Source organism: Falcatimonas sp. MSJ-15, from assembly GCF_018918265.1.
Classification (GTDB): domain Bacteria; phylum Bacillota; class Clostridia; order Lachnospirales; family Lachnospiraceae; genus Falcatimonas.
The window spans coordinates 170,622-187,589 of record NZ_JAHLQC010000002.1 but is presented as its reverse complement, the minus strand read 5'-3'; the positions used below and the strand labels follow the sequence as shown (position 1 = coordinate 187,589).

The following is a 16,968-nucleotide window of genomic DNA, read 5'->3' as shown; positions in this document are numbered from 1 at the left end:
TGGTGGTGGATTATAGGGATACTTGCATTGGTGATTATATTGATTGGAAGTGCTATATTAATGCAATATATGAATAAAAAAAGAAAAATAAAAAATCTAAAAGAAGAATGTAATAATGTTATAGAGAATGAAAAGTATATTTATAACAGAATTGTAATTGGATATGTCAGATTTGATTTTGATGAACTTAACAGACTTATCTATGACGAAAATTGTGTTAATTGAACGAAAATTGAATGATTTTTCCGATAACTCGATTGTTGAAAATAATGGAAAAGTAAGATAATATGTATGTATCACGTTAAAACATTACAAAGGAGAGGTGATATGTATGATAAGAAGTGATTGGGCTCGCTTTACAAATAGAAAAAATTTGTTGGTAAGTATGGTAGTGGCTATGATTTTGGCACTAGTTTATACAATAGCAGCAGGATATGGATTTTTAAAATTGCAAGCGATGTCTGCAAGAGTAGATGGATTAATTACTGGTACTATTTCTTCACTGTATTTTTGGATGGGATATCACAGTGTAATTCCAGTTTCACCAGATGTTTCGGTGGTTATTAATAGCTTTGGGCAGCTTTTTGGTGATATGTTATTGCCTATATCTTTAGCTTTTATCACAGCTGTAGATTATTATACATCTGATGAAACAAAGGGTATGAAGTGGATGCTCATATCGAGAGACAGTATGACGAAGTATTATTTTTCAAAAGTATTAATAACCTTTGTATCAGGTGTGATCTTTATCATGATTATGTTGGGAAGTCAGTATATATTTTCACAATTTACTAATTGGTATTTAGTAAAAAATTATAAAATAGCAATAGATAAAGTGACTTTTGATGATTTAAGGATTTTGATAAAATATAGTTTTAGAATAATATGTTATTATTCTTTAACTGTGACTCAAGCATCAGCACTGTCATTCTTTTTTCGAAAGATAAAAATAATACCATATGTGTTGACATTTGTAGTATCAATGATTACATCATTGTTAATATTTGGAGTTATATTATCGACAATAGTACGAAATATGGCATTTTATATTAATGGATTAGTTAATCCGGATGATAAGGCATTTTGGATAGATATTTTGTTGAAAATAGTATCTATAATTGTATTATTGGTTGTTAAAAATAATATGGAGAAGGATTTGGTTTGATTTATGGAGTGTATGCAAATATATATTGCCAATATAAATAAAAAACGATTGACAGTCTGTCTGGTATTGGTTGCTATATTGATAGTTATACAAAAAATAGACTCATCTACAATAAGAGACGATATTATTTTTAGCTATGTATGGATACCAATATATGCTGTTTTAGAATATGATAAATATCACATATCTGACTATATGATATTGAGAATGAAAAAGATAAAAAAAATAAAGTATTTTTGCGAAACGAACGTAATTTCAGCTTTCTTTTTTTCACTAATAGTTACCAGTTATTCTTTTATAACACAAAGTGAAAGACCTTGTAAAGAAATTTTTTTGCTTTCATGGTTACTATATGTGTATGATTCTTTTTTATTGGAATGCGTATATGAATGTACTGACAAGTATATGTTGACATTGATAATAGATGTATTTTATTTTGCAGTATTGAAAAATATTGGTACTACATTGGAAATACAAACGAGTATTTATAGACTGCACTTGGGAAGTGATTTTGCTAAAGATACGATGTATCTACTGATAGTTACACTTATAAGTGCCTTGATATTTGTAATGGTTCAACTTAACATAAAAAAAGATGCGTTGAAGAAGTTTGTATAATAGAGGTGATGGAGACTGCGTGTATACGGTACTGCTAATGATGATAGTATTATATATGTTTTTTTCAGCAGAAAGCAGAGTTGATTATGTTTGATGAAAGGCGAAAAAATGTTTGAAAAGAAAATAAAGTTAATGTCAGTAATAACATTTTTACTGACTGTTTTTGGAAATGTTATGGTAGGCAGAATTATGAATATAGAAAAGTGTTCGTTTGCGAGAGCTGTTGCAGAGCGTTTTTTTTCATATACAAGTGATGCTGGAGAATCTTTGGTGATTATTGATTTGATATATGTGACTATGATGGTAGTGTTGTTGATAAATTTGAGTGACATATTCGAATATATATATTCAACCAAAAATACTATTATGCTGATGAAAAAAGGTATATTAAGAAGTTTTATTGAAAGTAATATTAGAGTGATTGGTGCATTATTCTTAAATATAGTTATATGTGGTGTCGTTACTGGAATATGCATGCTTATAAAAACTCAAATGAAGATGCTTAACATAGAAGATATGAAAATATTGGTTAGAGTTTTACTAATGTATATACCGTTTGCAATGAGTCTGGTAATCCTGGATAATATAGCGGTGCTATTTGTTGGAGTAAAAAAAGGTAATATAATATGTGCAATTATATTAATGCTGTTACTAATTATGAATAGAGTAAGTAGAGGAGAGATACCTTTTATTGCGGGAATGGATATTGCAGGAACTGAATTATCATATGTAAATGTTGTTTCGGAGTGCGTGGTATTAGTACTTGTTGAATGTATTGCATATAAAAAAGTTAAAAAAATGGATTATATTTAATAGGAGTGATGAATAATGAAAGTTGTAGAAATGACAAATTATCAGAAGATAATCAAAGGAAATGTGGTTCTTGATGATATAAATATGGAAATTCAAAAAAACCAGGTTGTTGGTCTTGTAGGAAGGAATGCATCTGGAAAGACAATGCTTCTAAGAGCAATATGTGGTTTGATAAAACCAACACAGGGACAGATATTGGTGTATGGAAAAGAATTAACTAATAAGAATCCATTCCCTGATAATATTGGAGTTGTAATTGAAAATACAGATTTTTGGCCTAATTACAATGCATTTGATACATTGAAGATTATAGCAAAGATTAATAATAAAATTGGGGATGAAGAGATAAAGGAAACACTTTCAAGAGTTGGACTCGATTGGAAAAATAAAATGGATGTCAAAAAATTTTCTCTCGGAATGAGAAAAAAATTGTCAATAGCACAGGCAATAATGGAAAAACCAGATTTGTTGTTGTTAGATGAACCAACTAATGCACTTGATAAGGAGTCGGTTGAAAAATTTTATAAGATCATTGATGATGAAAAAAAGCGTGGTGCGACTATTATTATAGCAAGTCATATACCAGAAGACTTAGAGAGATGTTGCGATGAGATGAAGACGATTGATAATGGAAGAATTTTAGATTAATTTTTACATAAGTTTAATATAAGATATAAAGCAGCAGGAATAATTCTGCTGCTTTTTTTGCAAATATACTTGACGTAATAGAAAATAAGTGTTACGATTACTACGACAGACATAGTATGACGGACGTAGTAAAAACTGTGTAATTATAATATTTTAGAATTGGCGGTGAGAATATTGAATATAAGCAGTGATGTAATAAGAGGTTATAATGATACAATCATTTTGTATCTGCTTCTTGATAATCCATCGTATGGATATGAGATATCAAAGAAGATAAAAGAATTGTCAGATGACAAATATATAATTAAGGAGACTACATTATATTCTGCATTTACAAGATTAGAGAAGAATGGATATGTAACATCTTTTTCAAGTAGTGATAATAGTACAGGCAAGAGACGTACTTATTATCAGATAACAGATATGGGACGTCAATATTATGATTATAAATGTGAGGAATGGAATCTTACACGTGAAGTTGTAAGCAGATTTATAAGGGGGTAATGGTATGAATGTGATTAATGAGTATCTTGATAATATGTTTAAGACATTTCCGGATACACCTGAAGTAAGAAGAGCAAGAATAGAACTTGCACAGATGATGGAAGACAAATATACTGAACTGATTGACGAAGGTAAGACAGAGAACGAGGCTGTAGGAATTGTTATATCAGAATTTGGTAATCTGTCAGAATTATCAGATATACTTGGACTTGATGGAATAATAGATGAAGATAAGAATTATAATTCTAACAATGCTAAGAGTGGAAGCAGGAATCATAATAATATACTACTTAGAACGATAAGCATAGTTGCAGCAACATTGGTTATAATAATAGCTGCCCTGGTAGTAGTAAATACGCTAACAAGTTCAAAAAGCGGCGAAGCTGTAGAGAATAAGAGCAATATAGCAGCAGACGAGAATAAGAAGAATTCAGACACAAGTAGTAATATATATACAGATAATGAAGAAGTTGAGAGATTTACTAATATTGAAGTTAAGGTAAATGTGATTGATGTATATATACAGTCTGGTGATAAGTATGAGGTTAAGATAGAGTGTGATGAGAGAGTAAAGCCTGAACTTGAGATTAAGGATAATATACTTATATTAAAATCATTACAAGATGTTAATAATATTCCTTATAATACGAAAAATGTATGCTATATAACAGTACCGGCTGATACAGAACTTGGTAGTATTAATATCAATTCAGATGTTGGTGATGTACAGATTGATAATACACTTGCACAGAATATTATACTTACTGTTTCGGTAGGTGATGTAATAGTTAATGGTTCAGATATTAAGACATGTGATATAGAAGCTTCAGTAGGTGATGTTACATTAACAGATACGAAGTTTGACAACATACAGGCACAGGTTGATACAGGTGATACGCAGATAACAACAACAGAGAATCTTAGTGATTATAGCTTTGACATAACAACAGATGTTGGAGATATTAGTATTAATAATGATGAATATGAAGAAAAATATACTAAGACAGGTTCAGCTGATAAGCAGATTAAAGTTATAAGTTCTGTTGGTTGTGTAAAAGTGAATTATTAATAATGTAACTAAAGTTAGAGTAGGATAATAATACAATATATAAACCAAGTTGGATTATAGTCTGATAAAATGATGTTGGCATAATTATAAAATAAATATATGAATAGAAAAATGCGAAAACTGTAATTAGAATAGTTTTCGCATTTTTTCTTGTTCAGTCATAAAATATCACTCCTTAATGTGTTTGAATGTATAATACAAGATTATACATCATAGAATTCATAGAATACAATATTAAAAATATAATATATGAAAAAAGTCTAGTATAAATTTTTATATATGTTATAATCGTAGTCAGGAATTAATAGAAAAATAAATATCTAATAAGGGAGTACAAATGAATAAGAAAAAAGAAATAAAACAGTTAAAACCACCGGTTGAAGTGCGTTATAAGGAGGAACTTGACATTCTAAAAGCGACAGATACCGGTAAAAAACCAGAGAATTGGGTGTTATCACCAAAAGCAGTAAGAACATTCATACTTGGCAGTGAAAAACCAATTGAATATGAGGGTAATAAGTATAGCATATCTAAGAAATATTATGGCAATGACCAGCTTGTAGAGAGATGTATAATAACATTAGCAGGCAACAGAGGATTAATGCTTGTTGGTGAACCGGGAACAGCAAAGACTATGCTTTCGGAACTTTTATCAGCAGCAATAAGTGGCGTGAGTACTAATACTATACAGGGAACAGCAGGTACAACAGAAGACATGATTAAATATTCATGGAATTATGCACTTTTATTGGCTGAAGGACCATCAAAGAAAGCACTTGTACCATCACCGCTCTATACAGGAATGGAGAAAGGAATAATAACAAGATTTGAGGAGATAACACGAACTCCGGCAGAGATACAAGACAGTCTTATAAGTATTCTAAGTGATAAGATTCTTAATATTCCGGAATTATTAGATGATGGAGTAATCTTTGCAAAACCAGGATTTAATATAATAGGAACAGCTAATACCAGAGATAAAGGCGTTAATGAGATGAGTAGTGCGCTAAAGAGACGTTTTAATTTTGAGACAGTAATGCCTGTTAATAGAGTATCGCTTGAGAAGAGTATCATAATTAATGAAGTAAAACAGCTTGCATTAGAGAGTGGAATGGATATGGAAGTAGATGAGAATGTAGCAGAGATATTAGCATCTACATACCATGAGTTAAGAGAAGGTATATCATCAATGGGACACAGAATAGACAGATTGGAAAATGTTGTTATGAGTACTGCGGAAGCAGTTTCGGTATACTATCAGTCAATGATATCAGGATACTATTATGGTGATGGAGTTATTACAATGGATAGTCTAGTTCAGAATCTTGTAGGTGCAGTAACTAAAGACAGTAAGGATGAACTTGGCAAGATAAGAGATTATTTTAATACAGTAATAAGAGATAAGAGCGAAAAAGAAGGTGGATTATGGAGCGAATATTACAAAGCAGCGAAATGGCTGAGATAGTACTTATTCCGGTAAGACATCATTCACCGGCATGTTCATTGCATCTTAGGAATATGATTAGGAGAGAAAAGCCGGATATTATACTGATAGAAGGACCAGAGAATGCTAATGAGCTTATAGATATAATCGCAGATGAGACAACCAAACCACCATTTGCAATATATTATTCTTATAATGATAAAAAAGGAATAATATCAGATAAGAAGAATCAATATAAGTGTTATTATCCTTTTACAGACTATTCACCGGAATATGTCGCAATCACAGAAGCATACAGACTTTGTGCAAAAGTGAATTTTATAGATCTGACATATGCAGATATTATTAATAATCAACATGATGGAATGGGGCTTCTTAAGGACGATGACAAGAATAATTATAATGATGATTATCTGCTTAGTAATAATGAATATATAGTAAGACTTTGTGAGAAAGCAGGAACTCGTAATTTTGATGAATTCTGGGAAAAATATTATGAGATTAATGGACTTATTAGGAGCGATGAGGAATGGTTTGAAAAGTTATATGAGTATTGTAAGATAGCAAGAGAGCATACTTTATATGAGACGCTTATTAAAGATGGTGATATAGCAAGAGAGATATGTATGGCATATAACATACTTAATGAAGCTGTTAATAACCCTTCATCAAAGATTATGGTAGTAACAGGTGGAATGCATACAGTAGCATTATATGACAGAATTACAAGAGGATATACAGCTGCCAAAAAAGAATATGATGATATTATGAGACATAGAATAAGCAATGATAATCAGGCAGTATATATTATAGCATATACAGAAGAAGCATTAGCATCGCTTAATGGTTATGCAAGTGGAATGCCATATCCGGGATATTACGAAGATATATGGAGACAGATTAGTCTTAATGAGAATGACACAGATACTGAAAATGCAGATAAGACAGAAGAATTGCAGCTGATAGACGAAGGTGATAATGCTGAATGTAGCAGTTATTATAACAGTGCTCTTTCATATATAGTGAATATAGCAAGAAAAATAAGAAAAGAAGATGGTGGATTATCAACAAGTGATGAGATATCAGCTTATACAATGGCAACAGGTCTTGCAAGATTAAGAGGTAAGGCAGCACCAGGTTCGTATGAGATATATGATGCTATTTTGTCGTGCTATGTAAAAGGTGAAGTTACAACATGGGGAATGAAGCCGCTTGAGATACTTAAGAGTGAACTTACAGGAAAGAGAATAGGAAAGCTTGGTGATAGAGCCGGAATTGCACCAATTGTAGAGAATTTCAATGAATTATGCAAAAAATATAAAATAGATATAACATCTACAATAGAAAAAGAAAAAGTACTTTCATTCTATGCAAAAGATAGTCATAGAGAGATAAGCAGGTTCTTTCATAGACTAAGTTATCTGAAAGTGCCATTTGCAGTTATGACAAAAGGACCAAATCTTCAAAAAAGAACAGATAAGAATCTTGTAAGAGAGACATGGAGATATAAATGGAGTGGAAGTGTTCATGCAGCACTTACAGATGTATCAGTATATGGACAGACTATTGAAGAGGCAGCCGGTCTTATGGCAGAGAATGAACTTAAGAAGAATCTTAATGCAAAAGAGACTGCTATTTTATATACACATGTATTTGAGATGGGGCTTATGAGATATGCAGGGCTTATGTCAGACAGACTTAAAGAGTCTGTTATAAAAGATAATGATTTTTATTCTTTATCAGAAGCACTTTCATATTTTGAAGTCTTAATTCAGATGTCATCATTATATTCTTTTGTCGGCGATATAGATGAAGTTACACGAGTAACAGTAAGAAAGATACTTATGGTTCTTAAAGATTATACAAGAATAAAAGATGAAGAACTTGAACTTTTGATGAATACAGTAAAACTTATATATCATCTTACAAGAGAATATGATTCCGACAATATACCGATTGCAGATATAGGAACATTCATTGATGTTCTTAAAGAGATGATAAAAGATACAGATATTAATCCGGGACTTAACGGATGCATATATGGAGTATTATATGCAACAGGAAGTGTGGATACTGATGTGGTTAAAAATGCAGCATTTGGATATCTTAGTGGAACCAGGGAACAGAATAAGAAAGTTGCGGCATTTTTCAGAGGACTTTTTTTCTCAGCAAGAGATATTGTATTTGCAGACAGAGAATTCATAGATATTATAGATAGTTTTTTTGAAAAAACACAGGCAGAAGACTTTATGCAGTTGCTCCCTGAGATAAGAATGGCATTTGCATTTTTTACACCATTAGAGATTGAGCGAATTGCAAAAACAGCTGCTATGATGCATGGAAAAGGCAAAGAAGAGATATTATATGAAGATGCAGTAGATACACAAGTATATGAGTATGGAAAAATGATAGATGAATATGTAATGTCAGAAAGTAAGGTGATAGACAGTGACAGATGATGAGATGGTGCTTAATAGATGGCGACTTGTACTTGGCAAGTTTGCAAAGACACAGATCGATTATACGCAGGATTCTAATGAGATACATTATATGGATATGGAAGAAGCTCTTGAATATATATATGGGAGAGAATATGGTGATATGGAAGAGAGTGGTGGAGGAAGTGGAAGATCTAGTCTTACAGTGCCGGAGTGGATATCTAAGATAAAGAAGCTGTTTCCTAAAGAAACTGTTGAGATAATGGAGCATCATGCACTTGATAGATATGGCATGAATGAACTTATAACAGATCCTGAAGTACTTGGTGAACTTGAACCAGACAGAGAACTTCTAAAGACTATATTATCTTTTAAGAATCTTATGAGTGGTGAAGTACTTGATATGGCTAAGAAGATAGTTGCCAAAGTAGCAGCGCAGATAAGTGAAGAACTTGAAACGGAAGTTAAAAAAAGCTGTATAGGTAAGATTGACAGGACAAGGCGCAGCAATGTCAAGAGTATGCGTAACTTTGATATAAAACGAACTGTAAAAGCGAATCTTAAGAATTATGATATGGCGAATAAGAGGCTTGTAATAAAAGATCTGTATTTTAATTCTAATACAGTCAAATATAATGATTGGAATATAATAATATGTGTTGATGAGAGTGGCTCAATGTTAGATTCGGTAATACACAGTGCGATTATGGCAGGAATATTTGCTAAGATGCCAATGCTTAGAACAAGACTTGTAATATTTGACACAGAGATAGTGGATCTTAGTGATTATGTAGAAGATGCAGTTACAACACTTATGAGTATTCAGCTTGGCGGAGGAACATACATATATAAAGCATTAAAGTATGCACAGACACTTATTAATGATCCTCATAAGACAATGGTTGTACTTATTACTGACTTGTATGAAGGCGGTGGATATAGTAATATGTATGCCACAGCAAGAGATATTGTTGAGAGTGGTGCAAAACTTATAACACTTACAGCACTTGACCACGAAGCGACACCGGTATATGACAAAAAAGCAGCAGCAGTTATGGCAGATATAGGAGCTAATGTAGGTGCAATGACACCACTTCAGCTTGCAGATTATGTAGGAAGAATAATACAGGGAGCATAAGATGACACAGATAGAACAGATAATTAATGAGATAGATGATGATTATCTTATTGGAATGAGTAATAAAGGAACTGTAAAAAGAGCATATAAAGATCTTGAAAGTTGTGAAGTGAAAGTTACATGTAAAAGTGAAGATGATATATCAGCTGATGTAAGTGGAGAAAAGGTTGTGATTAAGAATCCACTTTTAGATAGTATATGTTCATGCCCTTCAAGAAGTATATGTAAGCATAGAATTATGGCAATTATCAGCATAAAAAAAGTATTGTCAGATGACAGTTCAAATAAGAAGGATGAAGTTAGTGATTGTATAGAAGAATGTAATAAAGATGCTGCTGATTCGATGGAAAATCGCTTAATTAATGACATTGCAAAAATTGATATTGCAAAGATTAAGAAAGTATTTACACCAAAGCAGTTGAAAGATTTTGTAGCAACAATAGACAGAACTGATATATATGATATTAACTATGCTTCAGCAATTACATTTAAGATTAGAAAGACAGGAGAGCTTGTAAAACTTCTATTACCACTTGAACATTCAACATGTACATGCAGTAAGACTGGATTGTGCGTACATAAAGCACAGGCAATGTTAAAATGTATGTATGATAAAAATATCATAACTATAGATAGTCTTAATCACAGTGAAGAAATGTATGCACAGTTTGACAGTAAAGATATAAAACAAAATGCACAAATAATCATAGATATAATTGACAGGCTTATGAGAACAGGACTTACAAGAGTACCTGAAGATATAACAGATACATTTGAGAGAATTGCACTAATATGTCATAATGCGAGACTTGCAAGGCAGGAGAATAATGCAAGAACAATATCGCAGATGTATAAGCAGTATTTTAAGAAAGATCTTTCTTTTAATATGGAGAGACTTCTTATGAGAATAATGACAATGTATAGAGATATGCAATTTTTCTTAGAGAGTAATGATATTAAGAAGATAGCAGACAGAGCAGGTGAATTAAGAAATGAATATAATTATAAGGGTGAACTTCATCTTATAGGAGTCAGTTATGAACATTTCTTAAGTAAAGCCGGATATGTAGGCGACAGAGTGTATTTTCTTGATATTCTTAATCGAAGATGGTATACATATACTTCTATGATGCCTATTTTTTATAACGATAAAGATAAAAATATACAATCAAGTACCGTTTATGGGACATATAACAGTGTAAACTCTAATACATGGGGACGGACATACAGTAGTATACAGTCACCATGGGGGATTGGCTGTTCGCTAAATGAACTTGCAGGTTATGAGATAGTGCTTGAGAATTCAAGATGCGACAGTGATAATAATCTGTCACAGACTAAGGAGTGTAGTGGCAGATTAGAGGGAGTAAGAAGACTTGATAAGGAACTTTTGAAGGGAATCTATTATGAGAGTTTTGACAAACTGTTTAAAGAACATGTTGTATATGGGAGTACGAAGATAAGAGATGCATTGGTATTTGTTAAAGCACATTCATTCAAGAAGCAGGATCTTAATCATAAGAATCAGGAATATAGCATTAAGCTGTATGATGAGAACGGAAAGAGAGTAACTGTTATGATAGTACAGGATGCTGTTACAGTAGATACAGTAAGAGAACTTAAGTTCTTGAAAGAGAATATAAGTTATGTATTCTTTGGAAGAATATATATACAGGATGGAGAGATATATATGTATCCAATAGATGTTATGAAAGAGAGTGAGTTTGAATGATTGAGAGAGAAGATTTGTTCTTAAGATATTTTAATGATGTAAAAAGCCTGCTTATGGACATCTTTCAGAGTGGATTTGATACTATAGGAGAAGGGACAGTAAAAGAGATTGAGCATTTAAGAGATGTGGCAATAAGATGTGGAATGAGTAGTTTGTCAAAACTTTTTGATAGATTAATTAAGACAGTAAGAGAAGATATGCATAGTATAGACAGTGGAGAGAGTATTACAATGGTATACTTTCAGATATTGCAATATATAGACTATGCACAAAACAAGGTTATGTATGATAAAGCTGAAAAGATATATTAGATAATTGCAAAGTTTCACAAATTGAGTGTAGAAACTAATTATGAATAATATATGAGAGGAATAATAAGGAGGAATAGATGTATGAGAGATATTTATACACAATTAAGAAAAGCAGGAGTAAGTGAACATGATATTGAGATAGGAAGAGAATATATTGAAGGAGAGGCAGATGCGTCTGTTCTTGATAGCCTTTCTCAGTATGATTTTGCTAATGTTAATTGTGAGATAACGACTGTAATTTATAATAGTCTATATAACATAAAACGTAAAGAAGAGTACAATATAGCAGAGAGATATCTAAGATATGCTTATGCACTTGGACATTGTACAGCATATAAGATAGTATCATATTATGTATATGCAGCTCTTGGTGAAGAAAAGAAGATATCATGTGGAGAGATAGCTCTTGTTCTTGTAATAGCTAATATTCAAAAAGAAGGTCATATGACTAACTATACGATTAGCAGAGAAGTACCAAGATTAATAGGTAAAGATAATGAACTTATTAAAAAAGCAATTGCACTTTTTGAAAAGGATAAAGAATATATTAAAAACACATCAGTTGACTATAGTTTTGTTAAGATGCAGCTGTATACGATTTATTTTGTACTAGAATATAATAGAGTAGCAAAAGAAAGTATGGAAGTACCATATTATGCAAGAAAAGTAATATTAGAAGATATTAAGAGTAATGAAGATGCAGCTATGCTAAAAGAATATGAGAACACTTTTATAGAAAATGTAGGAAGATTATTTGCCGGTACTCTTAATAAAACAGAAGAGAAGATGATAATAGATATATTAAGAGGTACAGTAAAAATATCTGATATGGATGATAGTATCAGAAGGCTAAAGTGGACTGATAATACAGCAGGACGTGCATATATTGGTTCAGCTCTTGCTAATTTTACTCTATCACCAATATTTAAGAATATAATAACATTCTGTGTTGCATTAGATGAAAGTAAAGCATTAAGTTGTATTGCAGAAAATGATTATAGAGAAGATTTTGCAATTCGTGGTGGTAACTTTGATGATGAATTTGGAATTAATCCTATGACACTCATCAGATATGCAGCTGATAATTCAAAAGTTAATATTATAAGAAGACAGTATGAAAAACATAAAGATATGGTTATAGATGTATATAATCATCTTGATTATAAAAAAGGTGAAGAAGTACTAAAGATTATAAAGGAACTTGATGAAAAAGAGGCAGATAAGCTTGTTAAGAATGGTGAAGCGTTATTAAAGAGAAGAATAGCAAAGATTGCAATTGAACTTATAGGATGTGAAAGTGAAGTAAATGAATATCTATTTGGCAATGCAGATATATCAACACTCTATGAAGCTGAAGGCAGGATGAAGATGGGATATGCAGGGTATGGAAGTGCAGCTACATCATTGTGGGATTATATTGATAGATATGGTTATACTGATTTTGTAACAAGATGTCTTGTACTTGCAACATATACTAAAGATACATCCTGGTTTGCCGGAATGCTTACAAGAACAGCGAAAGATGAGAAGCAGCTAGACAGAATATATAGACAACTTGTAAGTTCAGGAATAGATGCAATACATCTTGTAAAAGTAATATCAGGAATAGAGTCATACTATACATATAATAAAATTTATATAGAAATATATAAAGAATATGAGATAGAATTATTCGCAGAACTGATGAAAAACAACAAAGAAGAATATGTTAATGCTTTTGCTAAAGCAGCTGTACCGGCAAGACTTATTGCATTTGAGATATACAAGAAGAATTCCGAAGAATATCATAATGAGATTCTTACATACTTTAAGGAGACAGCAGCTACAGTAAAAGAAGTATTTATAGAATATATGTCATCTAATATAGAATATAGAGATGAAGTAGCAAAGAGACTTGAATCTAAAAAAAGTGCAGAGAGAGAAACAGCAGCAAGAATACTAGGTGCGTATGGTGAAGATAAAGATATGGAGCTTATAAAAGCAGCATATGAAAAAGAAAAGAGCGAAAAGTTAAGATTAGTATTAGAAAAAATACTTGGTGAAGAGATTAATAGTAGCAAAGAAGAAGGTTCAGAGGAAGATATAATTAAGAAACTTTTAAAAGGTAATAAAAAGAGTATCTTTGAATGGGCTTATTCTACACCATTTTCAAAAGTGCATTATAAGAGCAGTTATAAGAATGGAGAAGTATGTGAAGATGAATACATTCAGGCGATTCTTGTAGCTTATGCATCAGTTACACCGGCAGGGATAAGCAAGACAGGTGCAAGACTTGCAGATAATCTTGATGAGAAGGAACTTGCAGTCTTTATGAATGAATTATTTGATAAATGGGTTGAACTTGGTGCACAATCTAAGAAGAGATGGGTATTATATGCCACATCAGTTCATGGTGGTAATGATATGGTTAAGAAACTTAATATGCATATTAAGGAATGGCCGGCAGCATCAAGAGGAGCGATAGCAGCAGAAGCAGTATATGCACTTGCTCTTAATCCATCTCCACAGGCACTTCTTATAGTAGATTCACTTGCAAGAAAGTTCAAGTTCAAGCAGGTTAAGAATGCAGCAGGCAACGCACTTACTTATGCAGCAAAACAGCTTGGAATAACAAGAGCTGAGTTAGAAGACAAGATAGTACCAACACTTTCTTTTAACAGCAATATGGAGAGAGAGTTTGACTATGGAATTAGAAAATTCAAAGTAGTATTAACACAGACACTTGCACTTGAAGTCTATGATGAAAAAGGTAAGAAACTTAAGAATCTTCCATCACCGGGAGTAAAAGATGATGCAGAGACTGCAAAGGCATCATATGAGGAATATAAAGAGCTTAAGAAACAGTTAAAGACTGTTGTTGCAAGTCAGAAGATGAGACTTGATGAAGCATTATCAGTTAATAGAACGTGGACAACAGACAAATGGAGAGAATTATTTGTTGATAATCCTATAATGCACCAATTCGCAACTGGATTAATCTGGGGTATATATGAAGATGGAAGACTTACAGATACATTCAGATATATGGAAGATGGCACATTTAATACAATAGATGAAGACGAATATGAACTTGATGAGGCAAAAGGTCAGATAGGACTTGTACATCCAATAGAGCTTACAGATGAACAGATAAGTAAGTGGAAAGAACAATTAGAAGATTATGAGATAACTCAGCCATTAGAACAGTTAGACAGAGAAGTATTTAAAGTGACAGAAGAAGAGAAAAAGTCAAAAGAACTTGTAAGATATGCAGGAATTATAATTAATGATCTGACACTTACAGGAAGAATGACTAAGCTTGGATGGTACAAAGGTTCAGTGATTGATGGAGGTGGATTCACAGACTTCTACAGAGAAGATGGAGACTATGGAGTAGAATTAAGTTTTGAAGGTGCGTATGTAAGTCCATTTGGTGAGAGTACGACAATCTATGAGACAAGATTCTATAAAGCCGGAACAGTAGAGAGAGGTTCTTATGTATATGATTATGCTGATGATAAGAAAGCGATAGAACTTGGCGATATTCCGGAGAGATATTTTTCAGAGATAGTGCTTCAGTTAAAACAGGTAACAGCAGGATGTGAAGACATAGATAAAGATTGGAGAAAACATAAATAAAATTATAATAAAAATAAAATTGGGGGTTGACATATCTGCTTTATAGTGATAGAGTGTTAGAAGAAAGAAAAACCGATGAACAAGAAGAGTAATTAATCAGATTTCATTTTCAGAGAGCTGTGATGGTGAGAAGCAGTATTGGAACAGTTAATGAATGGACTTGTGAGGGCAGATTGAAACTTCGTTAAGAAGGAGTAGTGGCTGACGGGAACCCTGTCCGTTATCAGTGGGGAGCATATGATTGTATGTGAATGAGAGGATGTTATTATACATCAATATGGGTGGTACCGCAGAAGTTACAGGCTTTTGTCCCATACGAATATATAAGTTCGTATGAGACAGAAGCCTTTTTTATATACTTAGGATTATCCCCTGTTCTTCATTTGTATACTAAAAGCGTTTCTAAACTACAATAATTAAAACAATAACGCAGAGATAACAAGGAGGAATTTTTTATGATTAAGGAAGCAATTCAGACAGCAGTAGAAGGCAAAGACTTAACAAGTGATACAGTAAGAGAAGTAATGGATGAGATAATGACAGGTAATGCTACAGAGACAGAGATGGCAGCCTATCTTACAGCACTTAGAATGAAAAAAGAGACAATAGAAGAGATTACTGCATCAGCACAAGGTATGAGAGAACATGGAGTTAAGCTTAATCATAAAGGTGATTTGTTAGAGATAGTAGGAACAGGTGGAGATAAGGCATTCACTTTTAACATATCAACAATATCATCTTTTGTAGTATCAGCAGCAGGAATACCGGTTGCAAAGCATGGTAACAGAAGTGTATCAAGTAAATGTGGTGCAGCAGATGTACTTGAGTCATTGGGAGTTAATCTTAATGTTGATACAGATAAGAATGAGAAGATACTTGATGAGATAGGAGTATGCTTCATGTTTGCACAGAAGTATCATTCATCAATGAGATATGTTGGTCCGGTAAGAAAAGCACTTGGAATAAGAACAATATTCAATATTCTTGGACCACTTGCCAATCCGGCAGGAGCTAATATGCAATTACTTGGTGTATATGATGAAGCACTTATAGAGCCAATGGCAAAAGTACTTAAGAATCTTGGAATCAAGAATGCGATGGTAGTAAGAGGTGATGACGGACTTGATGAGATAACTCTTACAACAACAACCAAAGTATGTGAGATAAGAGATGGCTTATTTAGATCATATATACTTGATCCTAGAGATTATGGATTAGAATTATGTGATCCTAAGGATCTTGTAGGTGGAGATCCTGAAGCTAACAAAGATATTGCAATAAGTATATTAAAAGGTGAAAAAGGACCAAAAAGAGATGTTGTAATACTTAATTCAGCTGCATGTATACATATAGCAACAGGCAAAGAGATAAAAGAATGTATAGACATAGCAAGAGATATGATAGATTCAGGTAAAGCATACGAACAGCTTGCAAAACTTGTAAAGCTTACTAATGAGTAGGATGGTGAAG

The 16,968-nt window shown here is 32.4% G+C and carries 13 protein-coding genes and 1 other annotated feature; all 13 genes read left to right on the top strand.

Annotation, left to right across the window (positions count from 1 at the left end):
* Positions 1–30 precede the first annotated feature (30 nt).
* The 13 genes from KQI85_RS01815 to trpD all read left to right on the top strand — a co-directional run bounded on the left by KQI85_RS01815 (position 31) and on the right by trpD (position 16,958).
* Positions 31–225 carry a hypothetical protein gene (locus KQI85_RS01815; protein WP_216574390.1) on the top strand — a complete coding sequence of 65 codons (195 nt, stop codon included), beginning with the start codon at positions 31–33 and terminating at the stop codon, positions 223–225.
* Positions 226–331: 106 nt separating this feature from the next.
* Positions 332–1,165 carry a hypothetical protein gene (locus KQI85_RS01810; RefSeq protein WP_216574389.1) on the top strand — a complete coding sequence of 278 codons (834 nt, stop codon included), beginning with the start codon at positions 332–334 and terminating at the stop codon, positions 1,163–1,165.
* Positions 1,166–1,891: 726 nt separating this feature from the next.
* On the top strand, positions 1,892–2,596 hold the full coding sequence (locus KQI85_RS01805) for a hypothetical protein (RefSeq protein ID WP_216574388.1): 705 nt from the start codon (positions 1,892–1,894) through the stop codon (positions 2,594–2,596).
* Between the two features lie 15 nt (positions 2,597–2,611).
* A complete protein-coding gene (locus KQI85_RS01800) occupies positions 2,612–3,244 on the top strand; it encodes an ABC transporter ATP-binding protein (protein WP_216574387.1) in 633 nt (210 codons plus the stop codon).
* 171 nt (positions 3,245–3,415) lie between these two features.
* Positions 3,416–3,748: a PadR family transcriptional regulator gene (locus tag KQI85_RS01795; RefSeq protein ID WP_216574494.1), complete on the top strand. Its 333-nt coding sequence runs from the start codon at positions 3,416–3,418 to the stop codon at positions 3,746–3,748.
* Positions 3,749–3,752: 4 nt separating this feature from the next.
* Positions 3,753–4,817 carry a DUF4097 family beta strand repeat-containing protein gene (locus KQI85_RS01790; RefSeq protein ID WP_216574386.1) on the top strand — a complete coding sequence of 355 codons (1,065 nt, stop codon included), beginning with the start codon at positions 3,753–3,755 and terminating at the stop codon, positions 4,815–4,817.
* 337 nt (positions 4,818–5,154) lie between these two features.
* On the top strand, positions 5,155–6,282 hold the full coding sequence (locus KQI85_RS01785) for an AAA family ATPase (protein ID WP_216574384.1): 1,128 nt from the start codon (positions 5,155–5,157) through the stop codon (positions 6,280–6,282).
* Positions 6,243–8,720: a DUF5682 family protein gene (locus tag KQI85_RS01780; protein ID WP_216574383.1), complete on the top strand. Its 2,478-nt coding sequence runs from the start codon at positions 6,243–6,245 to the stop codon at positions 8,718–8,720. Before KQI85_RS01785 ends, KQI85_RS01780 begins: the two co-directional genes overlap by 40 nt.
* Complete coding sequence (locus KQI85_RS01775) at positions 8,710–9,837, top strand: VWA domain-containing protein (RefSeq protein WP_216574382.1); 1,128 nt, start codon at positions 8,710–8,712, stop codon at positions 9,835–9,837. The genes KQI85_RS01780 and KQI85_RS01775 overlap by 11 nt, the downstream gene beginning before the upstream one ends.
* 1 nt (position 9,838) lies before the next feature.
* The gene (locus KQI85_RS01770; RefSeq protein ID WP_216574381.1) at positions 9,839–11,569 is read left to right on the top strand and encodes an SWIM zinc finger family protein; all 1,731 of its coding nucleotides are present in this window, start codon (positions 9,839–9,841) and stop codon (positions 11,567–11,569) included.
* Positions 11,566–11,880 (top strand): hypothetical protein, encoded by a 315-nt coding sequence (locus KQI85_RS01765; RefSeq protein ID WP_216574380.1) that lies wholly within the window; start codon positions 11,566–11,568, stop codon positions 11,878–11,880. Before KQI85_RS01770 ends, KQI85_RS01765 begins: the two co-directional genes overlap by 4 nt.
* Positions 11,881–11,961: 81 nt before the next feature.
* On the top strand, positions 11,962–15,498 hold the full coding sequence (locus tag KQI85_RS01760; RefSeq protein ID WP_216574379.1) for a DUF4132 domain-containing protein: 3,537 nt from the start codon (positions 11,962–11,964) through the stop codon (positions 15,496–15,498).
* Positions 15,499–15,564: 66 nt separating this feature from the next.
* Positions 15,565–15,815, top strand: a binding site (T-box leader).
* 138 nt (positions 15,816–15,953) lie between these two features.
* Positions 15,954–16,958: an anthranilate phosphoribosyltransferase gene (gene trpD / locus KQI85_RS01755; RefSeq protein ID WP_216574377.1), complete on the top strand. Its 1,005-nt coding sequence runs from the start codon at positions 15,954–15,956 to the stop codon at positions 16,956–16,958.
* The last annotated feature ends 10 nt before the right edge of the window (positions 16,959–16,968 follow it).